Origin of the sequence: Sphingomonas sp., from assembly GCF_036388215.1 — a bacterium.
GTDB lineage: Bacteria > Pseudomonadota > Alphaproteobacteria > Sphingomonadales > Sphingomonadaceae > Sphingomonas.
Genome location: NZ_DASVSH010000030.1, coordinates 221520 through 243085, shown reverse-complemented (window position 1 = coordinate 243085; position 21566 = coordinate 221520). Strand labels below are relative to the sequence as shown.

The window sequence follows — 21566 nt, the reverse complement described above, 5'->3', positions numbered from 1 at the left end:
GAGCCGCCCTGTTTCAAAGCTGCTCATAAAGCCATGTTTGGCCTCGCCCGTCGCCAATCCTCGTTGCGATGCGGTGGCGGAAGCGCCAATAGGCCGCATGGCCCCCCACCCGTTCACTATTCCGAACTTCCGCTTCTATTGGCTAGCCCGGCTTTCCACCACGCTCGGGCAGATGGCGATGGTGATCGTCATCGGCTGGCAGGTATACGATATCGCGCGCGAGACGATGAGCGTGCGGGAAGCGGCATTCCAGCTCGGCCTGATCGGCGTCGCCCAGTTCCTGCCCCTGCTCATATTGTCGCTATATGCCGGGTGGATCGCCGATCGCATCGATCGGCGCTGGATCGCGCGGGGCGCGGTGGCGCTGGAGGCATTTTGCGCACTCAGCCTGTTCTGGCTGACCTATACCGATGCCGTCACCCTGCCCGCCCTCTTCGGCATCGCGGCATTGCTCGGCGTGGCGCGGGCGTTCGCCAGCCCGGCGCTGGGGGCGCTCGCCCCCAATCTGGTGCCCAAGGCCGTCCTGCCCACCGCGATCGCGCTCAGCGCGCTTTCCTGGCAGACCGGCAGCGTTATCGGTCCCGCCTTGGGCGGCTATCTTTATGCCGCGATGGACTGGCTGCCTTATGCCGTCTCTGGCGGCTTGTTCCTGTTCGCGCTGTTGATGCTGTTCCTGATCGGCCCGGTTCCCCCTCCCGCCCGGAACGCGAGCGGCAGCCCCTGGGCTCAAATGATCGACGGGCTGCATTATGTCCGCCGCAACCGGCTGGTGCTAGGCGCGATTTCGCTGGACCTGTTCGCGGTGCTGCTTGGCGGGGCCACCGCGATGCTGCCGGTCTACGCCCGCGACATTCTCCAGGTGGGGTCGGAGGGGTTGGGGCATCTGCGCGCGGCGCCCGCAATCGGGGCAGTGACGATTGCGGCCTTTTTCGCCTGGCGGCCGCTCAAGACGAATGTCGGGGTCAAGATGCTCGCAGCGGTCGTTGTGTTCGGACTGGCCACTGCGGTCTTCGGGCTGAGCGCGCCGTTGCTGTTGCCCATCCTGGGGCCCTCCGCGATCGGACATGACCTGGCCCCTGCCGTCTTGCTCGCGCTCCTGGCCTTGTTCGTGCTCGGCGCGGCGGACATGGTCTCGGTATATGTCCGCCAGTCGCTGATCCAGCTCTACACGCCTGACGAGATGCGGGGGCGCGTCGGCGCGGTCTCCACTCTGTTTATCTCGGGCTCAAACGAATTGGGCGAGGCCGAGTCCGGGTTCCTTGCCGCAGCGATCGGGCCGGTCGCCGCAGTAGTGGGTGGCGGGATCGGCGCGATCCTTGTCACGATACTATGGGCCAAGCTATTTCCGGAGCTGAGGCGAGCGCGTACCTTCGAACCTCCGGCCAATCTAGAAATTCCTCCCAGGGAGATGACGACATGAAGGCCAATACGATCCTCGATACGATCGGCAACACTCCGCACATCCGGGTGAGCAAGCTGTTCCCCGATGCCGAGGTGTGGATCAAGTCCGAGCGCTCGAACCCCGGCGGCTCGATCAAGGACCGCATCGCTCTTGCCATGGTCGAAGCGGCGGAGGCTGACGGCAGCCTTCAGCCCGGCGGCACGATCGTCGAGCCGACCAGCGGCAACACGGGCGTAGGGCTGGCGATGGTCGCCGCGGTGAAGGGTCACAAGCTCGTGCTCGTCATGCCCGAAAGCATGTCGATCGAGCGCCGCCGGCTGATGCTGGCCTATGGCGCGACCTTCGACCTGACGCCGAGGGAAAAGGGCATGAAGGGCGCGATCGAGCGGGCGATGGAGATCGTCGCATCCACTCCGGGCGCCTGGATGCCCCAGCAATTCGAGAACCCGGCGAATATCGAAGTTCACACTCGCACCACCGCGCAGGAGATATTGAAAGACTTCGCCGATGGCCCGCCCGACGCGATCATCACCGGCGTGGGCACCGGCGGCCATATCACCGGCGTGGCCGAAACCCTCAAGAAGAGCTGGCCCGGCCTGAAGGTCTATGCCGTCGAGCCGGAGCTTTCGCCGGTCATTTCGGGCGGACAGCCCGGCCCGCACCCCATCCAGGGCATCGGTGCGGGCTTCGTCCCGCGTAACCTCCACACCGATGCGATCGATGGCGTGATCAAGGTCGATGCCGGCGCGGCCAAGGAGATGGCCCGCCGCGCAGCGCGCGAGGAAGGTATGCTCGTCGGCATCTCTTCGGGGGCGACTCTGGCTGCGATTCAGCAAAAGCTGGCCGAGCTTCCGGCGGGCTCGCGGGTGCTGGGGTTCAATTATGATACAGGTGAGCGCTATTTGAGCGTTCCGGACTTCCTTCCGGAGAGTTAACCGACTCGACATTCATTCTTGATTCACGTTAGTGTTTGCGAGTCGGGGATAAACGCGGGATTCCGGGGGGAACACTCACGTGCGTAACGCAATGATCTGCGTCAGCGTCATGCTGGCGATCTTTTTGGCGTGGCCGCTCGCCTTTGGCGAGAACGGCAAGAACATGCCCAGCGCCGCGGAGGCGCGGGACGCGGTGAAAGCCGCGGTCGCGGCCGTGCCCGAGGTCCATGTGATTCCTGAAGCCGTCGCGGCCCCTTCCCCCGCACCTCCGGCTCGCCCCGAAAGCTGCTACAAGCGTTTCCAGCGCGAAGTGAAGCTGTGCGCCGCTGGCGCGACAAGCGCTGCCTGCAAGCTCGGCGCGGCGGATCATTGGGACATGTGCGAAGCAACGGGGTTCTGGCCGAGCTGAGCCGGATCGCGCGAAAGGTTAGTAAAAGTCAGGCCAGGAACGAGCGCCGATCCTGCGGAAAGGCAGCGACGTTGGGCGGGCACCCCTTTCATGATTAAGCTTGTCATAGAGCGGACGGGCGCTGCCGACCGCGCCAGCCAACATCTGAAATGCTACATCGCAACGCTCCAGCGGGCGTGCATGCAATGCGTTCCGCCGCCGTCACGGTTCCATGTACGCCGGTTCTGCGTTAAGGGCGGCCACCCCCGCGCATGGAGCCATTTTTGCCAGCCCTCGAATCCCATTGGCGCGTCCCTTTCCCGCTACAGATCATTCTTGCACTCATCGCGCTCGTCGCGATCGCCGTGCCCGTAGCGCTCGTGATCACCACGCCGCGCGTTCCGCAGCACAAGCGTCCGCACGTGGTGATCTCCAAGCGCGTGGTGCCGAAGACCGAGCTACCAGCGGTCGAGCCGGTGCTGATCCAGCAAGTCGCCCCGGAGGACGCCCGATCGATCAACGCCACCATACCCTTTTCGAACCTTCCCAATCCGGCAGCGCGGGCGTTCCGGATTTCGGGCTCGCCGGAAACGCAGGCGCGCGCCGTGGATTGCCTCGCGGCGGCAGTATTTTACGAAGCGGGCGACGATGCGGTGGGGCAACGCGCGGTCGCGCAGGTGATCATCAATCGGATGCGGCATCCCGCCTTTCCCAAATCGATCTGCGGCGTCATTTTCCAGGGACAGGAGCGCTCCACCGGCTGCCAGTTCAGCTTCACTTGCGACGGCGCGATGGTGCGTTGGATACCGCGAGCGGCGGCATGGGAGCGCGCGCGCTACGTCGCCCGGCTCGCGCTCAGCGGGTCGGTTTACGCCCCGGTGGGCCACGCCACGCATTACCATACCGATTGGGTCGTGCCCTATTGGAGCGCGAGCCTGGAGAAGATCACCGAAGTGCACACGCACCTTTTCTTCCGCTGGGCCGGCTGGTGGGGGACGCCGCCCGCCTTTGGCCGCGGCTATGCTGGCACCGAGCCGAACGTGCCCAAGATGTCGCGGCTCTCCTCAGCCCATTACGGCGACCCGTCGGCCCCTCTGCCCGAAGCGGACGATACCTCAAGCGGCGTGATCGTGGATCCCGCGACGATCCCCGCTAGCGCCATGCCCGCTCCGATGGCCGCGGCCGACGGCGTTGGCGAATCGAGCAATTTCATGCTCACTCTGCCCAAAGGCATGACCGCCGACGCCTTCGCGGCGCTCGCGATCCGCACCTGCGGCGAGCGGCCCTATTGCAAGTTCATGGCCTGGGCCGATCCGCGCCTGACGCCGGCCAAGCTGCCGCTTAGCAGCACCCAGGTATCGGCGATGTCATTCAGCTATCTGCGCGATCAGAGCCAGGGCTTCGCCAAGGCGCTGTGGAACTGCCAGCAATTCAAACGGCCCAGCCCGGTGCAATGCATGCGGGCGCAGCCGCCAGTTACGCCGCCGTCGGGGGCTGCGCCCGCTAGTGCAGGGGACGGGAAGCTGCCGGCACCGCTTGCGGGCGTGAGGCGCAAGGAGCCGGGCCCTGCTCCCGGCAAGTCGCAGACTACGCTGACGCTGCCGGTTGCCAAGGCGACTCCGGCGGCTGTGCCCACCAAGAAGTGAGAGTTGGCCGCACGCGTAACGATTCGCTTGGCCAGTAGTTTACTGATAGCTTCGTTACGTGAGCACCCAGCCAGATCTCGCTATGCGTGTATCGCCTCCGGATGATCTCTACATCACCGAAGAACTTAGCGTGCGACTGGACCGGCCAGTGGACTATCAGCGCGAAGCCGCGGCGCTCCAGGAATTGGCGAGCCGCATGGCCGCCGCGCCCGAGGAAGTGCTGCCTAAATTCGTTGAACTGGCGATGACTCTTACCGGCGCAACGTCGGCGGGGCTGAGCTTATACGAGTCGCAGCCGGCGCCGGGCGTGTTCCGCTGGCGGCACCTTACCGGCATGCTCGCGCCCTTCGAGGACGCGACGACGCCGCGCAACCATAGCCCGTGCGGCGTGACGCTCGATCGCTGCGGCACTGTGCTTTCCAAAAATCCCGAGCGGTTCTATGAATGGATCGCGGCCGAGAATTTGGTCATCCCCGAGGTCCTTCTCGTGCCCCTCTACATTGAGCCCGACGAACCGGCTGGCACCCTGTGGGTAGTCGGAGAATATAACGGGCAATTCACTACTGAACATTCGCGCGTCACCCGGCAGCTGGCGGACTTTGTCGGCCTGGCGATGCGGGCCCAGGCCAAGGAGCTGCGTCTGCGCCTCGCTCTCGACGAGCAGGAGACGCTGGCTAGAGAAATGAGTCACCGGCTCAAGAATATCTTCGCGATGACCGAGGGCATGATCCGCGTCACGGCCCGGACCGCAGAATCGCCCGCGGCGACGGCGGAGGCGCTTTCGGGCCGAATCCACGCGCTCGCCGAAGCGCATGCGCTGGTCCGCCGCAAGGCTTCCGACATCGGCGTGGGGCCTCCACTCGCACTGGCCGACCTGATCTTGGCTGTGGTGAGGGCGCATGACGTTACCGAGCTTGGCGAGCATCGCTTCGTGCTCGACGGGCCGGAGATTTCCTGCGGTGATCACGCGATCAACGGCATCGCGCTGCTGATCCTCGAGCTGGCGACCAACGCCATCAAATATGGCGCGCTGGGGACTCCTGCCGGTCGCATCGCGATCGGCTGGCGCCGCGAGGGGGGCCGCGTGATCCTGACCTGGGAAGAAAGTGGCGGCCCCGCAATTCTCGCCGAGCCCGAAACTGGCGGCTTCGGCACTACGCTCATCAAGCGCACTGTCGCCGCGCAGTTTGCCGGCAAGGTGGAGATGCACTGGGCGCCAAGCGGGTTGAAGATAGAATTGGACCTCTCGCTGGCCCGGCTCTCCGGCTGACGCGTCTCAAGCCGCCCGGAACATCTCCGGATCCAGCGCCATCACCGTATCGCTCCCGGCTTCGATCTTGCGGCGGAGCCCGCCGGCTTCGGGGAAGAAGCGTTCCGCGTAGAAGCGCGCGGTGATCAGCTTGGCTTCGTAGAACTTCGCATTCTCCGCGCCCTCGGTCAGCTTGGCCGCGGCAGCCGTGGCCATGCGCAGCCACATCAGGCCGAGCGCGACGGTGCCGGTGAGCTGCATATAGGGATATGCCCCCGCGCCGACATGATTGGGGTTCTTGAAGCCGTTGGTCGCAAGCCACATCGTCGCGCCCTGGAGATGACCCAGCGCCTTTTCCAGACCCGCCGCGAAGTCCTTCAGCTTCTCGTCGCCTTTCGCGGTCGTCAGTTCCTCGGTCACCACGCGGAACAGCGCCTGTACCGCGCGGCCGCCATTCGAAGCGAGCTTGCGGCCGACCAGGTCCATGGCCTGCACGCCATTGGTGCCTTCGTAGATCATCGCGATGCGCGCATCGCGGACATATTGCTCCATGCCCCATTCGGCAATGTAGCCGTGGCCGCCATAGACCTGCTGGCTGTCGGTCGCGACGCGGTAGCCGATATCGGTGCCGACACCCTTGATGACCGGAGTAAGCAGCCCGACCAGATCGGCGGCGAGCTGGCGCTCCTCCTCGGTGACGGCGGCATGCTCAAGATCGACCTGGAGCGCGGCCCACAGGCAAAGCGCCCGCAGCCCCTCGGTCAGCGCCTTGCCCTCCATCAGCATGCGGCGGACGTCGGGGTGCACGAACAACGTGTCGGCCTTTTCCCCGGGTTCCTGGGGCCCCGTGAGCGCGCGCCCCTGGCGGCGATCCTCGGCATATTGGACGGCGTTCTGCAACGCGACTTCGCCGATGCCGAGACCCTGGAGGCCGACACCGAGGCGAGCGGCATTCATCATGATGAACATCGCGGCGAGGCCCTTCATCTCCTCCCCGACCAGCCAGCCCTTAGCGCCATCGTAATTCATCACGCAGGTCGAGTTCGAATGGATGCCCATCTTGTGCTCGATCGAGCCGCAAGTGACCGGATTGCGCTCGCCCAGCGATCCATCGTCATTGACCAGGAACTTGGGCACGACGAACAGCGATATGCCCTTGCTGCTCTCCGGCGCGCCGGGAGTCTTGGCCAGCACCAGATGGATGATGTTGCTGGTCAGGTCGTGCTCGCCCGACGAGATGAAGATCTTGGTGCCGGTGATCGAATAGGACCCGTCCGCATTGGGCTCCGCGCGCGTGCGGATCAGGCCGAGGTCGGTTCCGCATTGCGGCTCGGTCAGGTTCATCGTGCCACCCCACTCGCCGGAGACCATCTTGGGGACGTATTTCTCCTGCTGCTCGGGCGTGCCCTTGACCAGCAACGACGCGATCGCGCCGTGGGTGAGGCCCGGATACATGGCGAAGGCCATATTCGCGGAGATCATATATTCCTGGAATGCCGTGGAGATGACGTGGGGCATCCCCTGCCCGCCGAACTGCTCGGGCGCGCTCAGCGTGCCCCAGCCGCTTTCGACGAACTGGTTGTACGCCTCCTTATAGCCGTCCGGCGTGGTCACGCTGCCATCGTCATGGCGGGTGCAGCCCTGCTGGTCACCCGAATGGTTGATCGGGAACAACACTTCCGCGACGAACTTGCCGCCTTGTTCCAGCACGGCATCCACCATGTCCGGCGTCGCATTCTGGAAACCGGGCAGGCTGGCATAGCGATCGAGCCCGATCACCGAATCGAGGATGAAGCGCGTATCGCGCACGGGCGGTGTGTATTGCGGCATTTCAGATCCTCAAAGACTATGGCTGCTTTTTAGCAGTCCGACGAATTGCTGGAGCTCGGCGATGTGCGCGTCGATATCGTGCTTCTGCTCTTCGAGCAGGCGGATGCGATCTTCGCAGCGCTCGAGCGTGACTTGCTTCTGGGTGCTGCGGCCATCTCCGACATCGTAGAGATCGATCATCTCCTTGATCTCGCCCAGGCTGAAGCCGACGCGCTTGCCGCGGAGAATCCAGGCAAGCCGGGCGCGGTCGCGATGCGAATAGATGCGTTGGGTGCCGCGGCGCTCGGGGCCGATCAGACCCTCGTCCTCGTAAAAGCGCAGCGCGCGCGGCGTGACGCCGAACTCCGCGCAGAGATCGGAAATCGAAAAGGAGTCGCGGTCCGATCGTGGTTCGATCGGCGCAAGGGCCTGGAGAAAGGCTGCATCGAGCATAGCGCATCGCCTACCTTACCTTTACGTGAACGTCAAGTAAGGACTCCCCTCCCTGAAAGGGAGGGGCGGGGGGTGGGTCGCGTCCAGGAAATACGGCTAGGCGGCAACTGGCCGAGCCGTATCGCGAGCAGTCCACCCACCCCTAGCCCCTCCCTTGCAGGGAGGGGAATTAATCTGCGCACAGACGCTTGCCGCTTGTATCCCGCATCGCGGCGGCTTCGGCCACGGATTCGCTCAAGCGAGAGACTTCGAGTCCCGCATATGAGGCGCGGCGATTGCACAGCTTGGTGCAGCCCTCGGGCAGGGCGCCGGGCAAGGTGATCTTCTCGCCATCGAACTTGGCGTCGAACCCGCACGCCTTGTCGGCGCCCAGCTCGATACGAAGCGTCTCCCCCGCCCTGCTCGCGGTGCCCGTGCCGCTGCAGGTGATCCCGTCGCCATAATCGACGAATGCACCGATCCTGTAGCCGATGGTGCTGGGGACGATGCAGATGCGATCGGTGTCGCGCGAATAGAGTCCGGCGATGTCGCTATCCTGGGGATTGCGGACCAGGCCGCGCTCGATTGCGGCTTTCTCCAGATCCTGTGGAGCCTGGTCCTTTGCCGCTTGTTGGCCGGAGCAGGCCTCAAGCACCAGGAGCAGCGCGAGCGCCCTCATGCGTCGCGGACCAGCCGATTACCCTCGACCAAGCGATAGAAGCAACTTGCCTCGCCCGTGTGACAGGCGGGGCCGAGCGGCTCGCATTTGAGCCAGATCGCGTCCTGGTCGCAATCGATGCGGACTTCGCGGACTTTGAGCACGTGCCCCGATGTCTCGCCCTTTTTCCACAGGCGATTGCGGCTGCGCGACCAGAAGGTGGCATCGCCCGACTCCAGGGTCTCGGCCAAGGCTTCAGCATTCATGTGCGCGACCATGAGCAACGCTCCCGATATGTCGGTGGCGACCGCCGTGATCAGCCCGGCGGCATCGTATCTGGGGTCGAGCGTCAGGCTCGTGTCGCGATTATCGGTCACGCCCCTGCTTTAGTGCGAGCGGGCCGCGGCCTCAATGCTCGCGAATCGCCTCGACCAGCTCGTCCTTGTCCATTGTCGAGCGCCCCTCGATGCCGATCTCCCGGGCTTCGCCTTCAAGCTCGGACTTGCTGCGATCGTCCAGCCGCGTGCCCTTGTGATCGAGTGTGCCCGCTTCCTTCGCATTGGCGATTCTCGCGGCCTTCTCCTTGGAGGCGCCATCCTTGCGGAGCTCCTCATAGAGCTTGTCGTTCTTGATCTGGGGTCCATGGTCCTTGGCCATCACTCGTCTCCTTATCCGCTGAAAAACCAGCGGAAAGCGGCGCGGTTCATTTCTTTATGACGAACGGGCGACAAAGCACGGCGGACCGCCTATAGGGCCAGCGACGACACCGAACCCTTTGAGGGACGATGCTGACCACACATCCATTTGAAGACGACAAGCTGCGCGAAGAGTGCGGCGTGTTTGGCGTATCCGGCATGGAGGGCGCGGCGGCGCTCGTCGCGCTGGGGCTACATGCGCTCCAGCACCGTGGCCAGGAGGCTGCGGGCATCACCAGTTGGGACGGCCACCAGTTTCACACGCACCGGGCGATGGGGCATGTCGCGGGCAATTTCGACCGCGACGAAGTCATTCGCGCGCTCCACGGCAGCACCGCTTGCGGGCACGTCCGCTATTCGACCACGGGCGAAACCGCGATTCGCAACGTCCAGCCGCTTTATGCGGAGCTTGCCTCGGGCGGCTTCGCGGTAGCGCATAACGGCAATATCTCGAATGCCGCGCGGCTGCGGCGCGATCTCGTCCGCCGCGGCGCGATCTTCCAATCTACCAGTGATACCGAAGTGATCATCCACCTCGTGGCGACTTCGCAATATCGCACGCTGATGGACCGCTTCATCGATGCGTTGAAGCGCGTCGAGGGCGCCTATTCGCTGGTGGTGATGACTCCGGAGGGCATGATCGCCTGCCGCGATCCGCTGGGCATCCGGCCGCTTGTCATGGGCAAGCTCGACGATGCGGTGATCTTCGCGTCCGAGACCGTGGCGCTCGACGTGGTCGGGGCCGAATATGTGCGCGATGTCGAGCCGGGCGAACTCGTGATCGTGCAGAATGGCGAAATCTCGTCGCACAAGCCTTTCGCGCCGCAGTCGCCGCGGCCGTGCATCTTCGAATATGTCTATTTCTCGCGCCCTGATTCGATGAGCGAGGATCGCTCGGTCTATTCGGTGCGCAAGGCGATCGGCGCCCAGCTTGCGATCGAAGCGCCGATCGATGCCGACCTGATCGTACCCGTCCCCGATTCGGGCGTCCCGGCCGCAATCGGCTATGCCCAGCAGAGCGGCATCCCGTTCGAGCTTGGCATCATCCGCTCGCATTATGTCGGACGCACGTTCATCCAGCCGGGCGACAAGGTCCGGCACCTTGGCGTCAAGCTCAAGCACAATGCCAATCGCGAGCTGATCAAGGGCAAGCGAGTCGTGCTGGTCGATGATTCGATCGTGCGGGGCACGACCAGCCTCAAGATCGTGCAGATGATGCGCGAAGCCGGGGCGGCGGAGGTGCATATGCGCATCGCCAGTCCGCCCACACGGCATAGCTGCTTCTACGGCGTGGATACGCCCGAACGCGCGAAGCTGCTCGCGGCCAAGCATGACGTGGCCGGCATGACCGACTTCATCCATGCCGACAGCCTGGCTTTCGTCACGATCGACGGGCTGTACAAGGCGCTGGGCGAAGCGCGCCGCGCGGACATCCATCCGCATTATTGCGATGCGTGCTTCACCGGCGACTATCCGACCACACTGACCGACCAGGACGAGCTTGCCCCGGTTGACCAATTCGCGCTTCTGGAGGAACGGGTCGGCTGACCTGTATCCCCGCGGAGAATAGCGTGACCGACAAGCCCCTTGCCAACAAGCTCGCACTAGTAACCGGGGCAAGCCGGGGCATCGGCGCGGCGACGGCCATCGCCCTGGGCCGGGCCGGCGCGCACGTGATCCTTACCGCGCGGACGGCGGGCGGGCTGGAGGAAGTCGAAGAAGCGATCGACGCGGCCGGCGGCAGCGCGACGATCGCCCCGATGGACCTCACCGAGAATGAGAGCATCGCGCGGCTGGCCGCGGCGATTGGCGAGCGCTGGGATGCGCTCGACATGCTGGTGCTCAACGCCGCCACCCTGGGCTCGCTCAGTACCGTCGGCGCCATCGACTTCAAGGAATTCGCCAAGGTCCTGACACTCAACGTCACCGCCCAGGCGGCCATGTTGGCCGCGTTCGACCCGATGCTGCGCAAGGCTTCGGGGGCGAAGGTGATCGGGCTGACCTCCAGCGTCGGGCGAATTCCGCGGGCCTATTGGAGCAGCTATGGCGCTTCGAAAGCGGCGTTCGAGAATCTGCTGCTCAGCTATGGCGAGGAGGTCCGCCACATCTCGGGCATACGCACCGCCGTGGTCGATCCCGGCGCGACGCGCACCAAGATGCGCGCACGGGCATTTCCGGGTGAAAATCCGGAGAGCGTGAAGGCTCCGCAGGTGGTGGCGGAGCGCATCGCGGCGCTGATGACCGCAGGCTTCGAGACCGGGCATTTCGAGCGGGTGGAGTAAACCCTCGCCACTGACAATGACGGCTTTCAGTTTGCAGCAGCCGCGAACAGCTTCTCCAGAAACGCCGTCCGCGCCTTGCCATAGGCCTGGTCGGTCGCCTTGGGCGCGGCGGCGGAGATTACGATCACCACTTTCGCTTTCGGATCGATGCGGATGGTCTGGCCGAAAATGCCCTGCGCGCCGATGCGGCCGTTGGGATAGGTCCACCATTGATAGCCATAGCCATAGCCAGATCCGGGCGGACCGACATCGGCGTGGCTGCGAGTCGCCTCGGCGAACCAGTGCGCGGGCACGACGCCCTTGCCGCCTTCCAACGCGAACTGTCCCAGGCGGGCATAATCGCGCAGCGAGACCGACAGGCAGCAGCCGCTGACTTCGTTCCCGCTTGGGTCGGTCATCCAGAAGGCATCCTGCTCCATCCCCTTGGACCAGATCTTCTGGCTGAGATAGGTCGCCAGCGGGCGCTTCGTGGCGCGCATGACGAGCACGCCGATTAGGTTGGTCTCGCCGGTCTTGTAGACCCACTTGCTGCCGGGTGCGAACTCGCGCGGGAGCTTTTTCATATAGTGAACGGTGGGGTCCACGCCGGCGGGCACCGGCTCGATGAACATGCGCGCCACGTCGGATGTGGGCGAAGTATAATCCTCGTTCCACTTCACGCCCGAGGTCATCGTAAGAAGCTGGGCGATGCTCACCCCGTCATAACCGCTGCCGACCAGCTCGGGGATATACTTGGTCACCGGTTCATCGACCGACTTGATAAAGCCGTCCCTGATCGCCGCGCCGACGAGGGTTGAAGTGAACGACTTGGCGACCGAGAAGCTCGTCCAGCGCCCTTGCGCGCCATAGCCGCGCGCATAGCGCTCCAGTACGATCCTGCCATTCTTGAGCACGATCAGGCCGCCCACATTCTGGGCATCGAGAAAGCTCTCGATCTCGCTCTCCGGAATGGCGAGCTGCTTGCCTTGGGGAAGCCGGCGGACCTTCTTCCCCGCCTTGGCGATATGGCCGGGGAAGATCTTCTCCATGTGCGGGAAATTGGCGTCGCGCTGGGCCTGGCTCCAGAACAGCACCTCGGCGCCGACCTTGCGTAAACCCGCATTGTCCTGGGCGTTCGGCTTGACGTCCGGCGAGACGACCGGCGCATTGGCGGCGGTTTGAGCAATCGCGGTCCCGCTCGACAACAACGCCAGCGGCAGCATCCAGGCCTTGAACATCATCCCTCCTTCAGCAGCGTGACCTGGGCGACGTCGATACCGCCGCCTCTGAATCCGCCTTCGCAATACATCAGGTAATAGCGCCACAATGCGATGAAATGCGCGTCGAATTGTTTCGGCAGCCTGCCCGCGGCCGCCGCCGCGTCGAAATTCTCGCGCCACTGCCGGCATGTCTCGGCATAGCTGGCGCCGAAATTGACTTGATCCCGCCATTCCAGCCCGTTCTGCGCGGCCAGCGCGCGGAACGCGCCTTCGGAGATGAGCAAGCCGCCGGGGAAGATATAGGTCTGGATGAAATCGACGTTCGCGGCATAGTCCGCGAACAGCGCATCGTCGAATATGATGATCTGGAGCGCGGCGCGGCCGCCCGGCTTGAGCGCGCGCGCGATCGCGGAAAGATAGTGAGGCCAGAATTCCCGGCCCACCGCCTCCGCCATTTCGATGCTGACGACCGCATCGTACGTTCCCGTCACGTCGCGATAATCCACCAGGCTGAATTCGCCCTTGGGATTGCGTGCCGCGGCATAAGTGAGTTGTTCGCTTGAGAGCGTTATCCCGTGGACTTCGCGCCCGGCGTCGAGCGCCGCCTCGGCGAACGAGCCCCATCCGCAGCCGATCTCCAGGATCGTGTCGCCAGGCCTGGTGGCTGTCCGATCGAGGATTGCCCCAAGCTTGGCGGCCTGCGCGTCTTGGAGCGACTGGCCGGGGGCCGTGAACATCGCGCTGGAATAGGTCATGCCCGCATCCAGCCACTGCGCGTAGAAATCGTTGCCCAGATCGTAATGGAAATGGATGTTGCGGCGGGAGCCGCGGCGGCTGTTGCGATGGAGCCAATGGGCAAGGCGGCGGACCTGCTTCCACGGCCCGGTGGCCCGCGCCGGCCGCGCCAGCGAGGCGCGGTTCAGGCTAAACACGGCGAAGATCTGCACGGGATCGGGGCTGGCCCATTCGCCCTTTTCCCAAGCCTCATACCAGCCGCCCGAGCCGCTGAGCGCCAGCCGCACCAGCGCGCGCCAGCTGCGGAGATCGACGATAGCGTTGGGCCCGTCGCCGCGACTGCCGATCAGCCGCTGGGTGCGATCCGGAAGCGTCAAATGGATGCTGCCCTTGTCGATCCCGGTATCGATGCGATCAATCATGCGCAGCATCACCGGCGCGAGGATCGATCCCCGCCCCGTCGCTCGTCTGTCCCCCGGAAACGGCGCGTTCATGCGGTCTTACATGCACGCTGCCGGGGCGCGGGCAAGCGATTCCGGCTCACGCAAAGCCGCAAAGAAGGCCTGGTGGCCGCCGGCTTTGCGTGATTCAGACTCAAATCGCGTGCGGCTGCTTGTCCACCATCCAGGTCTGGCCCTTGGCGACCAGCTTCTGCAGATCGGGAACCTTGCCCTCCGCCGCAGCCTTGTTCTGCGCGGTGATCGCGCTTTCGAAGGTCGGCGCGGGGTCGTCATAAATCACGCCCAATGCCATTGGGAACGGGCCGAAGGGCATTTCCACCAGCATATGCGCGATTGCCCGGTTGGTCTGGTTGTGGACCAGCACGCCCGAAGTGTCGCCATCCACCACGTCGATCACCTTCAGCGTCAGCGTGTCCGTATCGAGCGCTAGCCCTCTGGTGCCGCCGGCGAAAACCAGGGGCTCGCCATGCGTGACCCACATCTGGTTGGCCTGCGCATTCGGCTTGGCGGTGAAGGGCTCGAACACCTCGTCATTATAGACGATGCAGTTCTGGAAGATCTCCACGAATGCCGTGCCCTGATGCGCGTGCGCGGCCTTCAATACGCCGGGCAAATTCTTGTGCACGTCGATCCCGCGCGCAATGAACCGCCCCCCCGACCCCAGCGCGAAGGCGCACGGCTTGGCGGGGTGATCCACCGATCCGAACGGCGTGGAAGGGCTGCGGGTGCCCTCGCGACTGGTCGGCGAATATTGGCCCTTCGTCAGCCCGTAAATCTCGTTGTTGAACAGCAGCACCTGACAGTTCAGGTTCCTCCGCAGCAGGTGCATCGTATGGTTGCCGCCGATCGACAGCCCGTCGCCATCGCCGGTGATGATCCACACGTCGAGCTCGGGATTGGCGAGCTTGACTCCGGTCGCCACCGCCGGCGCGCGGCCGTGGATCGTGTGGAAGCCATAGGTTTCCATGTAATAGGGAAAGCGCGACGAGCAGCCGATCCCGCTGACGAACACCGTGTTCTCGGGCGTCCCGCCGATCTCGGGCATTGTCCGCTGCACGGCCTTAAGGATCGCATAGTCCCCGCAGCCGGGACACCAGCGGACTTCCTGGTCGGTTTCCCAGTCCTTGGGGGTGCTGGGCTTGATGGTGGTTAGTTCGTTCATTTCAAAGCCTCTCGCTCAGCCCACCGACTGCCGAATAGAATTAAGTGACGCAGACACTTCTTCAAATTCCATCCGAATCGAATTACCGGAGCCCGCTAAGCTTTTCAAAGCGCTCGCAATATCAATGAGCGCCATCGCGGTAGCGTCTTCGACGCTAACCTGCTCGTTCGCCGCCGCCTGGTAATCTACCGCCAAGCTTTTCTCTTTGTAGACGTATTTCACCATGGCGGGTCTCGCAATCAGGGGTTTACAGCTTCGGTGCTCGGAAGCTGGGTGTTGTCGGGGCCGAGTTCTTCCGCCCGGTCTCTGCCAAGATGCCGCCCGATCGCGGCTTCGATTTCCGCAATCGTAAAGGGCTGGCCCGATACCTTGTTCAGAGGGACCGCGTTGAGGAGATATTGGTCGCGCAGCAAGGTTTTCAACTGGCCGGTGTTCATTTCCGGCACTAGGATGTGCTCGTAACTTCTCAGCAAATCGCCCAGATTCTTCGGCAGCGGCCAGATGTGCCGGATGTGGATGTGACTGACGTCCACGCCCTTGGCGCGCGCGCGGCGCACGGCGGTGGTGATCGGGCCATAGGTCGATCCCCAGCCGACGACGACCAGCTTGCCGCCCGCCTGTCCCACTTCCACTTCCTGGTCGGGAATGTCGATCCCCAGCACCTTGTCGCGGCGGATATCGGTCATCGCCTGGTGGTTGCGCGGCGAATAATCGAGATTGCCGGTATCGACCGCCTTCTCGATCCCGCCGATACGGTGAAGCAGCCCCGGCGTGCCGGGCTTCACCCACGGCCGCTTCAATTTCTCGTTGCGGGCATAGGGCAGGAATTTCTCGCCCTCGGCCGGCCGCTCGGTGTGATGCGTCACCGGGAATGGCTTGTAGGTGCTCATGTCGGGCACCTTCCAGGGCTCCGCCGCGTTGGCGATATAGCCGTCGGTCAGGATCATCACCGGGGTCATATATTGCGTCGCGATGCGCACCGCTTCGATTGCGACATCGAAGCAATCGGCGGCCGAGCGGGTCGCTAGTACCGGCATCGGCGCATCGCCATTGCGGCCGTAGACCGCCTGATAAAGATCGGATTGCTCGGTCTTCGTGGGAAGCCCGGTCGAAGGCCCGCCGCGTTGCGAATTGATGATGACGAGCGGCAATTCGGTCATGATCGCCAGACCCATCGCTTCGCCCTTGAGCGCGATGCCGGGCCCGGAGGACGAAGTGACGCCCAGCGATCCGGCATAGGCCGCGCCGAGCGCGGAGGCGATCGCGGCGATCTCGTCCTCGGCCTGGAAGGTGGTGACGCCATATTCCTTGTAGCGCGAAAGCGCGTGGAGAATGGCGGAGGCCGGAGTGATCGGATAGCCGCCGAAGAACATCGGCAGCCCGGCGAGCTGCGCACCCGCCACCAGCCCCAGCGAGATCGAATCCGCGCCGGTCACGGTGCGATACAGCCCCGGCTCGGCCGGCGCGGCGGAGACATTGCGCTGCGATATGCCCATCGCGCCCAGCTCGGCGGTTTCGCCATAGGCATGGCCGGCATTGAGCGCGGCGATATTGGCTTCGGCAAGTTCGGGCTTCTTGGCGAATTTGGTCTTGAGCCAGTCGATCAGCGGCGCGCGGTCACGATCGAACATCCAGAGCGCCAGCCCCAGCGTCCACATGTTCTTGCAGCGCAGCGCTTCCTTGTTGCCCAGACCGAAGGGTTTCACCGCCTCGACGGTCAGCGCGGAGATATCGAGCTTGAGCAATTGCCATTTGCCCAGGCTATCATCCTCCAGCGGGTTACTCGTGTATTTGGCCTTGTCGAGGTTGCGCTGCCCAAATTCGCCCTGATCGGCGATGATCAGCCCGCCGGGCTTCAGCGCATCGACATTGGTCTTGAGCGCCGCGGGGTTCATCGCGACGAGCACGTCGGGCTGGTCCCCCGCGGTCTCGATCGAAGTCGAGCCGAAATTGATCTGGAAGGCGGATACGCCGAACAGCGTGCCCTGCGGCGCGCGGATCTCGGCGGGGAAATCGGGGAAGGTCGCCAGATCGTTACCGGCCAGGGCGGTGGAGAGCGTGAACTGGCCGCCGGTAAGCTGCATGCCGTCGCCTGAATCCCCCGCGAAGCGGACGACGACTGCCTCGGACAGAGGATTGGCCGACGCTTCTTCGGGCGTCAGCTGATGGGCGGCGGTAGCCATGGCCGGATGTTCCTGCGGTTCTATATCGTTGACACCGCTCTACGCCCCACACGCGCCAAGCCCAAGGTAGAAAAATGCTGGCCTGTTGCAACGCTTGCTTTGAGGAAGGCTATTCCCCTCCCTGGAAGGGAGGGGTTAGGGGGTGGGTCGAGTGTTCGCGTTAGGGCGATGCCAAGACCAGGCTATCCGTATCGCCCGGACCCAACCCACCCCCCAGCCCCTCCCTTCCAGGGAGGGGAGCGAGAAGAATATGACCGACCCATCCTCCCTGCCCTATCGCCCCTGCGCGGGCGTCATGCTGATCAACGCGGATGGCCAGGTGTTCGTCGGCCAGCGGCTCGATTCGGTGCTGGAGGCGTGGCAGATGCCGCAGGGCGGGATCAATCCGGGCGAGGATTCGCTTGCGGCCGCCTATCGGGAGCTTTGGGAAGAGACCGGCGTGAAGCGCGAACTGGTCGAATTGGTGGCCTCCGCCCCGGACGAACTCTTCTACGACCTGCCGGACGATCTCGTTGCCAAGGTTTGGAACGGCAAATGGCGCGGCCAACGGCAGCGCTGGTTCCTGTTCCGCTTCCTGGGGACGGACGGCGACGTGAATATCCAGACGGCCGAGCCGGAATTCCGCGCGTGGCGCTGGGCCGCGTCGGAGGACCTTCCCGAGCTGATCGTCCCGTTCAAACGCGATCTCTACAAGCAGTTGCTGAGCATCTTCGCCGAGCATCTCGCCTGAAAAGCTCTTTTCGCGCCCCATTTATCAGATTAATGGGGGGCATATGCGCTTACTCCTCCTCGCTTTGCCCTTGCTTCTCGCAAATACCGAGGACCCGGATACCATCCCTCCGCCGATCAAGGCGATGCTGGATGCGGCAATGGATGCGGGCAGCGAGGGCGATGTCGCGGTGATCGTGAAATATGCCAAGGCCGCCGCGCCGGAGAGCGGCGAGCTGGTCACGCGCATCGCCTCCAAGTGGAACAAGCAGCGCCGCGAGACCGCCCAGCGCAAGCTGCGCGAGGCGGATTTCTTCGACCTAATAAAGGCGCGCGCCGAGCTGGGCGGCTATATGACTTCGGGCAATACCGAGAATGTCGGGTTGAACGCCCAGATCGAGTTGAAGCGCGAGGGACTGGAATGGCGGCAGAAATTGCGCGTCCAGGCGGATTATCAGGAGAGCCTGGGGCGCGTCACGCGGGAGCGTTACCTGGCCGCATACGAGCCCAATTGGAAGATCGGCGAGCGCGCCTATCTCTACGGGGCGGCGCAATATGAGAGCGATCGTTTCTCCGGGTTCACGGATCGCCTGTCGCTTTCGACGGGGGCTGGATACAGCGCGATCAAGCGCCCCGGCATGAAGCTCGATCTGGAGCTAGGGCCGGCCTTTCGCACTACCCACCTGATCACCGACGCGAGCGAGAGCAACATGGCGGCGCGCGGTAGCCTGGATTTCGACTGGAAGCTTTCGCGCGGCATCAGCGTACGCCAGAACGCGTCGGCATATTTGCAGGACGCGAACTCGACGGTGTCGAGCAAATCGGCGCTGCTCGCGCGGTTGATCGGTCCGCTATCGGCGCAGGTAAGCTACACGCTGCAATATGAAAGCATGCCGCCCGCACGCCGCAAGTCCACCGACACCATAAGCCGCGCCGCGCTCGTTCTGGATTTCTGAACGGCTATAGCCCGCGTAACGGCGCGGGGGTGGGAACGCCCTGATTTCCGCGCTACTCCGCGCGAATGAATATGCTTTCTGCAATCGAGCGTGCCGCCGTGGCGCATGCTTCCGCGTCGCCGATGCTCGCGCGGACCGAGGCCTGGGCCGCAGTGAACAGCGGCACGCGCAACCTTGCGGGCCTGGCGACGATGGCCGATCTGCTGGCCAACGCCTTTTCGGTGCTGCCGGGGCGCCTGGCTTTACTGGAGCCCGATCCGGTCGAGACTGTCTCCGCGGACGGCCTCGTGCAGACGATCGAGCATGGCCGTCACCTGCACCTCGTGGTGCGCCCCGACGCCCCCGTGCAGATATTGCTCACCGGGCACATGGACACCGTGTTCGGCGCCGACCACCCCTTCCAGACCGCGCGTTGGCTCGAAGGCGGGCACCTGAATGGGCCAGGCGCGGCGGACATGAAGGGCGGCCTCGCGCTGATGCTCGCGGCGCTGGAGGCGGTCGAGGTCAGTCCCGTCGCGGACCAGTTCGGCTATGAGGTGCTGATAAATTCGGACGAGGAAACCGGCTCACTGTCGTCAACCGCGCTGATCGCGGGCGCGGCGCAGGGCAAGCTGGCGGCGCTAACCTATGAGCCGGCCCTGCCCGACGGCACGCTGGCGGGCGCGCGCGGCGGCACCGGAAATTTCTCGCTGATTGTGCGGGGCAAATCCGCCCATGCCGGGCGCAATCCCGAGGACGGGCGCAACGCACTGGTCGCCGCGGCCGATCTGGCATTGCGGCTGGCGGCGGCGCGCGAGCCGATGCTGGCGGTCAATCCCGCGCGGATCGACGGCGGCGGGCTGAACAATGTCGTCCCCGATCTCGCCGTGCTGCGCGTCAATTTCCGCCCCCGCGACAAGGATGCAATTGCGCGGGCGCAGGCTGCGCTCGACGCCGCAGCCGCCGAAGTAAGCGCTAGCCACGATGTGCGCGTGGAAGTCCATGGCAGTTTCAATCGCCCGCCAAAGCCGCTCGATCCCGGCGCCGAAAAGCTGTTCGGCCTGGTCAAGCAGGCCGGCGCCGATCTCGGCATCCCAGTTTCGTGGAAAGCCACCGGCGGCGTCTGTGACGGCAACAACATCGCCGCATGCGGCGTGCCCGTCGTCGACACGATGGGCGTTCGCGGGGGGCTGATCCACAGCATGGAGGAATTCCTGATCCCCGAAAGCCTGCCCGAGCGCGCCGCGCTCTCCGCAGTCACCATCCTGCGCCTCGCCCAGGGAGCCCTTGCATGAGCTTCGTGATTCGCGCCGCGCGCGACGGCGATCTCCAGGCGCTGTACGAAATGGCCAAGCTCACGGGGGGCGGCTTCACCAACCTCCAGCCCGAAAAGGGCGTGCTCCGCGCCAAGCTGGCGCGCAGCCACGCCGCCTTCGAGCGCGACGAGAATACCCTGGCCGACGAGCTATTTTTGCTTGTGCTGGAGAATAGTGCGACCGGCGAAGTGCGTGGAACCTGCCAGATCTTCACCGCGGTCGGCCAGAAATGGCCCTTTTACAGCTACAGGATCGGAATCGATTCGAAGCACAGCCGCGAGCTCGACCGCACCTTCCAGTCCGAACTGCTCAACCTCACCAACGATCTGGTCGGCTGTTCCGAGGTTGGCGGGCTTTTCCTTCATCCGGGCGAACGCGCGGGCGGACTGGGAATGCTGCTCGCGCGCAGCCGCTATCTCTTCATCAAGCGCCACCGTGCGCGCTTCGCCAACCGGGTGCTGGCCGAGCTGCGCGGGATCATCGACGAGGCCGGCGGGTCTCCCTTCTGGGACGGCGTCGCGGGCCGTTTCTTCGGCATGAGCTTCCAGCAGGCGGACAGCTTCAATGCGGTGCACGGCACTCAGTTCATCGCCGACATGATGCCCAAGCATCCGATCTACACCGCGATGCTCACGGAGAGCGCCCGCGCCGTGATCGGCCTCCCCCACCCCTCGGGCCGAGCGGCGATGCGGATGCTGGAGAATGAGGGCTTCGCGTTCGAGAACTACATCGACATCTTCGACGGCGGCCCGACGATGACAGCGCGTACCGACAATGTGAAGGCGATCCGGGATTCGGTCGAATCTCCGGTAGTTGCGATCGAGCCACGTGGTGAGCCGGTGCTGGCGTCAGCCGGGCGGTTGCCGGATTTCCGGGCGGCCTATGGGCGGGTTGCCGCCGTGGATGGAGGGGTCGCGCTCGATCCGGATTGCGCCAGGATTCTCGGCGTGAAGAGCGGCGATTCGCTGCTCCACGTACCTCGCCTCTAGGGCGTCGCGGCCTTCATCAGCGCCAGTCCTCCGATGATCATCACCGCCGCCAGCATGCGGAGCGTCCCCGCTCCCTCGCCCAGCACGAGCACCCCGACCGCAAACGCGCCGACAGCGCCGATGCCCGTCCAGATCATATAGGCGGTGCCCAAAGGCAGCGTCTTCATCGAGATGGATAGCAGGCCGAAGCTCGCGAACATCGCCACGAAGGTCGCCACCGTCGGCCAGAGCTTCGTGAAGCCATGCGACTGCTTCATGAAATAAGCCCAGACGATTTCCAGCAGGCCGGCGACGAACAACATAATCCAGGCCATCCCGGGGTGTGTACTCATATCCGCCTTCGAAAGGGCTAGGCTGCCCGGACTGGGCACCCGGCGATTGG

The 21566-nt window shown here is 64.4% G+C and carries 22 protein-coding genes; 11 read left to right on the top strand and 11 right to left on the bottom strand.

From position 1 onward, the window contains the following. Positions 1–97: 97 nt before the first annotated feature. From VF617_RS12235 to VF617_RS12215, 5 genes are all read left to right on the top strand, one after another. Positions 98–1420, top strand: a complete 1323-nt coding sequence (locus VF617_RS12235) for an MFS transporter (RefSeq protein ID WP_331015166.1) — start codon at positions 98–100, stop codon at positions 1418–1420. Further along, entirely contained in the window at positions 1417–2337 is a 921-nt protein-coding gene (gene cysK, locus VF617_RS12230; RefSeq protein ID WP_331015165.1) for a cysteine synthase A, read from the top strand. The genes VF617_RS12235 and cysK overlap by 4 nt, the downstream gene beginning before the upstream one ends. 79 nt (positions 2338–2416) lie before the next feature. Further along, on the top strand, positions 2417–2746 hold the full coding sequence (locus VF617_RS12225) for a hypothetical protein (protein ID WP_331015164.1): 330 nt from the start codon (positions 2417–2419) through the stop codon (positions 2744–2746). A 263-nt stretch (positions 2747–3009) separates the two neighbouring features. Then, on the top strand, positions 3010–4371 hold the full coding sequence (locus VF617_RS12220; protein WP_331015163.1) for a cell wall hydrolase: 1362 nt from the start codon (positions 3010–3012) through the stop codon (positions 4369–4371). An 82-nt stretch (positions 4372–4453) separates the two neighbouring features. Then, a complete protein-coding gene (locus VF617_RS12215) occupies positions 4454–5641 on the top strand; it encodes a sensor histidine kinase (protein WP_331015162.1) in 1188 nt (395 codons plus the stop codon). A gap of 6 nt (positions 5642–5647) precedes the next feature. Here the strand turns inward: VF617_RS12215 and VF617_RS12210 are convergent, their stop codons facing one another. From VF617_RS12210 to VF617_RS12190, 5 genes are all read right to left on the bottom strand, one after another. After that, positions 5648–7450 carry an acyl-CoA dehydrogenase C-terminal domain-containing protein gene (locus tag VF617_RS12210; protein WP_331015161.1) on the bottom strand — a complete coding sequence of 601 codons (1803 nt, stop codon included), beginning with the start codon at positions 7448–7450 and terminating at the stop codon, positions 5648–5650. A gap of 9 nt (positions 7451–7459) precedes the next feature. Beyond that, a complete protein-coding gene (locus tag VF617_RS12205; RefSeq protein ID WP_331015160.1) occupies positions 7460–7882 on the bottom strand; it encodes a MerR family DNA-binding transcriptional regulator in 423 nt (140 codons plus the stop codon). Positions 7883–8051: 169 nt separating this feature from the next. Then, complete coding sequence (locus tag VF617_RS12200; protein WP_331015159.1) at positions 8052–8540, bottom strand: hypothetical protein; 489 nt, start codon at positions 8538–8540, stop codon at positions 8052–8054. Beyond that, complete coding sequence (gene hisI / locus VF617_RS12195) at positions 8537–8896, bottom strand: phosphoribosyl-AMP cyclohydrolase (protein WP_331015158.1); 360 nt, start codon at positions 8894–8896, stop codon at positions 8537–8539. Before hisI ends, VF617_RS12200 begins: the two co-directional genes overlap by 4 nt. Positions 8897–8927: 31 nt before the next feature. After that, complete coding sequence (locus VF617_RS12190; protein ID WP_331015157.1) at positions 8928–9176, bottom strand: DUF7218 family protein; 249 nt, start codon at positions 9174–9176, stop codon at positions 8928–8930. A gap of 128 nt (positions 9177–9304) precedes the next feature. Here VF617_RS12190 and purF point away from each other — a divergent pair, with 128 nt between their 5' ends. Both purF and VF617_RS12180 read left to right on the top strand, forming a co-directional pair. Next, positions 9305–10762, top strand: coding sequence for an amidophosphoribosyltransferase (gene purF, locus VF617_RS12185; RefSeq protein WP_331015156.1), 1458 nt, complete (start codon positions 9305–9307; stop codon positions 10760–10762). Positions 10763–10785: 23 nt separating this feature from the next. Further along, positions 10786–11496 carry an SDR family NAD(P)-dependent oxidoreductase gene (locus VF617_RS12180; protein WP_331015155.1) on the top strand — a complete coding sequence of 237 codons (711 nt, stop codon included), beginning with the start codon at positions 10786–10788 and terminating at the stop codon, positions 11494–11496. Between the two features lie 26 nt (positions 11497–11522). On the opposite strand, the gene VF617_RS12175 is transcribed toward VF617_RS12180, so the two are convergent. The 5 genes from VF617_RS12175 to VF617_RS12155 form a co-directional block, all read right to left on the bottom strand. Next, entirely contained in the window at positions 11523–12713 is a 1191-nt protein-coding gene (locus VF617_RS12175; protein WP_331015154.1) for a serine hydrolase domain-containing protein, read from the bottom strand. After that, positions 12713–13924: a cyclopropane-fatty-acyl-phospholipid synthase family protein gene (locus VF617_RS12170; protein ID WP_331015153.1), complete on the bottom strand. Its 1212-nt coding sequence runs from the start codon at positions 13922–13924 to the stop codon at positions 12713–12715. Before VF617_RS12170 ends, VF617_RS12175 begins: the two co-directional genes overlap by 1 nt. Before the next feature lie 100 nt (positions 13925–14024). After that, complete coding sequence (locus tag VF617_RS12165) at positions 14025–15053, bottom strand: 2-oxoacid:ferredoxin oxidoreductase subunit beta (RefSeq protein ID WP_331015152.1); 1029 nt, start codon at positions 15051–15053, stop codon at positions 14025–14027. A gap of 15 nt (positions 15054–15068) precedes the next feature. Further along, positions 15069–15278: a hypothetical protein gene (locus tag VF617_RS12160; protein WP_331015151.1), complete on the bottom strand. Its 210-nt coding sequence runs from the start codon at positions 15276–15278 to the stop codon at positions 15069–15071. Positions 15279–15292: 14 nt separating this feature from the next. Next, complete coding sequence (locus VF617_RS12155) at positions 15293–17236, bottom strand: 2-oxoacid:acceptor oxidoreductase subunit alpha (protein WP_331015150.1); 1944 nt, start codon at positions 17234–17236, stop codon at positions 15293–15295. A gap of 250 nt (positions 17237–17486) precedes the next feature. On the opposite strand from VF617_RS12155, the gene VF617_RS12150 reads away from it, so the two are divergent. The 4 genes from VF617_RS12150 (at position 17487) to VF617_RS12135 (ending at position 21184) form a co-directional block, all read left to right on the top strand. Next, positions 17487–17966: an RNA pyrophosphohydrolase gene (locus VF617_RS12150; protein ID WP_331015149.1), complete on the top strand. Its 480-nt coding sequence runs from the start codon at positions 17487–17489 to the stop codon at positions 17964–17966. Between the two features lie 43 nt (positions 17967–18009). After that, on the top strand, positions 18010–18900 hold the full coding sequence (locus tag VF617_RS12145; protein ID WP_331015148.1) for a DUF481 domain-containing protein: 891 nt from the start codon (positions 18010–18012) through the stop codon (positions 18898–18900). Between the two features lie 65 nt (positions 18901–18965). Further along, complete coding sequence (locus tag VF617_RS12140) at positions 18966–20174, top strand: hydrolase (RefSeq protein ID WP_331015147.1); 1209 nt, start codon at positions 18966–18968, stop codon at positions 20172–20174. Then, entirely contained in the window at positions 20171–21184 is a 1014-nt protein-coding gene (locus VF617_RS12135; protein WP_331015146.1) for an arginine N-succinyltransferase, read from the top strand. Before VF617_RS12140 ends, VF617_RS12135 begins: the two co-directional genes overlap by 4 nt. Here VF617_RS12135 and VF617_RS12130 read toward each other — a convergent pair. After that, positions 21181–21498, bottom strand: a complete 318-nt coding sequence (locus VF617_RS12130) for a multidrug efflux SMR transporter (RefSeq protein ID WP_331015145.1) — start codon at positions 21496–21498, stop codon at positions 21181–21183. The genes VF617_RS12135 and VF617_RS12130 overlap by 4 nt on opposite strands. Between the last annotated feature and the right edge of the window lie 68 nt (positions 21499–21566).

What these genes read in the sequence shown, in the direction of transcription:
- VF617_RS12235 (WP_331015166.1), top strand. Translation starts at nt 98, where the DNA reads ATGGCCCCCCACCCGTTCACTATTCCGAACTTCCGCTTCTATTGGCTA.
- cysK (WP_331015165.1), top strand. Translation starts at nt 1,417, where the DNA reads ATGAAGGCCAATACGATCCTCGATACGATCGGCAACACTCCGCACATC.
- VF617_RS12215 (WP_331015162.1), top strand. Translation starts at nt 4,454, where the DNA reads ATGCGTGTATCGCCTCCGGATGATCTCTACATCACCGAAGAACTTAGC.
- VF617_RS12210 (WP_331015161.1), bottom strand. Translation starts at nt 7,450, where the DNA reads ATGCCGCAATACACACCGCCCGTGCGCGATACGCGCTTCATCCTCGAT.
- VF617_RS12205 (WP_331015160.1), bottom strand. Translation starts at nt 7,882, where the DNA reads ATGCTCGATGCAGCCTTTCTCCAGGCCCTTGCGCCGATCGAACCACGA.
- VF617_RS12200 (WP_331015159.1), bottom strand. Translation starts at nt 8,540, where the DNA reads ATGAGGGCGCTCGCGCTGCTCCTGGTGCTTGAGGCCTGCTCCGGCCAA.
- VF617_RS12190 (WP_331015157.1), bottom strand. Translation starts at nt 9,176, where the DNA reads ATGGCCAAGGACCATGGACCCCAGATCAAGAACGACAAGCTCTATGAG.
- purF (WP_331015156.1), top strand. Translation starts at nt 9,305, where the DNA reads ATGCTGACCACACATCCATTTGAAGACGACAAGCTGCGCGAAGAGTGC.
- VF617_RS12175 (WP_331015154.1), bottom strand. Translation starts at nt 12,713, where the DNA reads ATGTTCAAGGCCTGGATGCTGCCGCTGGCGTTGTTGTCGAGCGGGACC.
- VF617_RS12170 (WP_331015153.1), bottom strand. Translation starts at nt 13,924, where the DNA reads ATGAACGCGCCGTTTCCGGGGGACAGACGAGCGACGGGGCGGGGATCG.
- VF617_RS12165 (WP_331015152.1), bottom strand. Translation starts at nt 15,053, where the DNA reads ATGAACGAACTAACCACCATCAAGCCCAGCACCCCCAAGGACTGGGAA.
- VF617_RS12160 (WP_331015151.1), bottom strand. Translation starts at nt 15,278, where the DNA reads ATGGTGAAATACGTCTACAAAGAGAAAAGCTTGGCGGTAGATTACCAG.
- VF617_RS12155 (WP_331015150.1), bottom strand. Translation starts at nt 17,236, where the DNA reads ATGGCTACCGCCGCCCATCAGCTGACGCCCGAAGAAGCGTCGGCCAAT.
- VF617_RS12150 (WP_331015149.1), top strand. Translation starts at nt 17,487, where the DNA reads ATGACCGACCCATCCTCCCTGCCCTATCGCCCCTGCGCGGGCGTCATG.
- VF617_RS12145 (WP_331015148.1), top strand. Translation starts at nt 18,010, where the DNA reads ATGCGCTTACTCCTCCTCGCTTTGCCCTTGCTTCTCGCAAATACCGAG.
- VF617_RS12140 (WP_331015147.1), top strand. Translation starts at nt 18,966, where the DNA reads ATGAATATGCTTTCTGCAATCGAGCGTGCCGCCGTGGCGCATGCTTCC.
- VF617_RS12135 (WP_331015146.1), top strand. Translation starts at nt 20,171, where the DNA reads ATGAGCTTCGTGATTCGCGCCGCGCGCGACGGCGATCTCCAGGCGCTG.
- VF617_RS12130 (WP_331015145.1), bottom strand. Translation starts at nt 21,498, where the DNA reads ATGGCCTGGATTATGTTGTTCGTCGCCGGCCTGCTGGAAATCGTCTGG.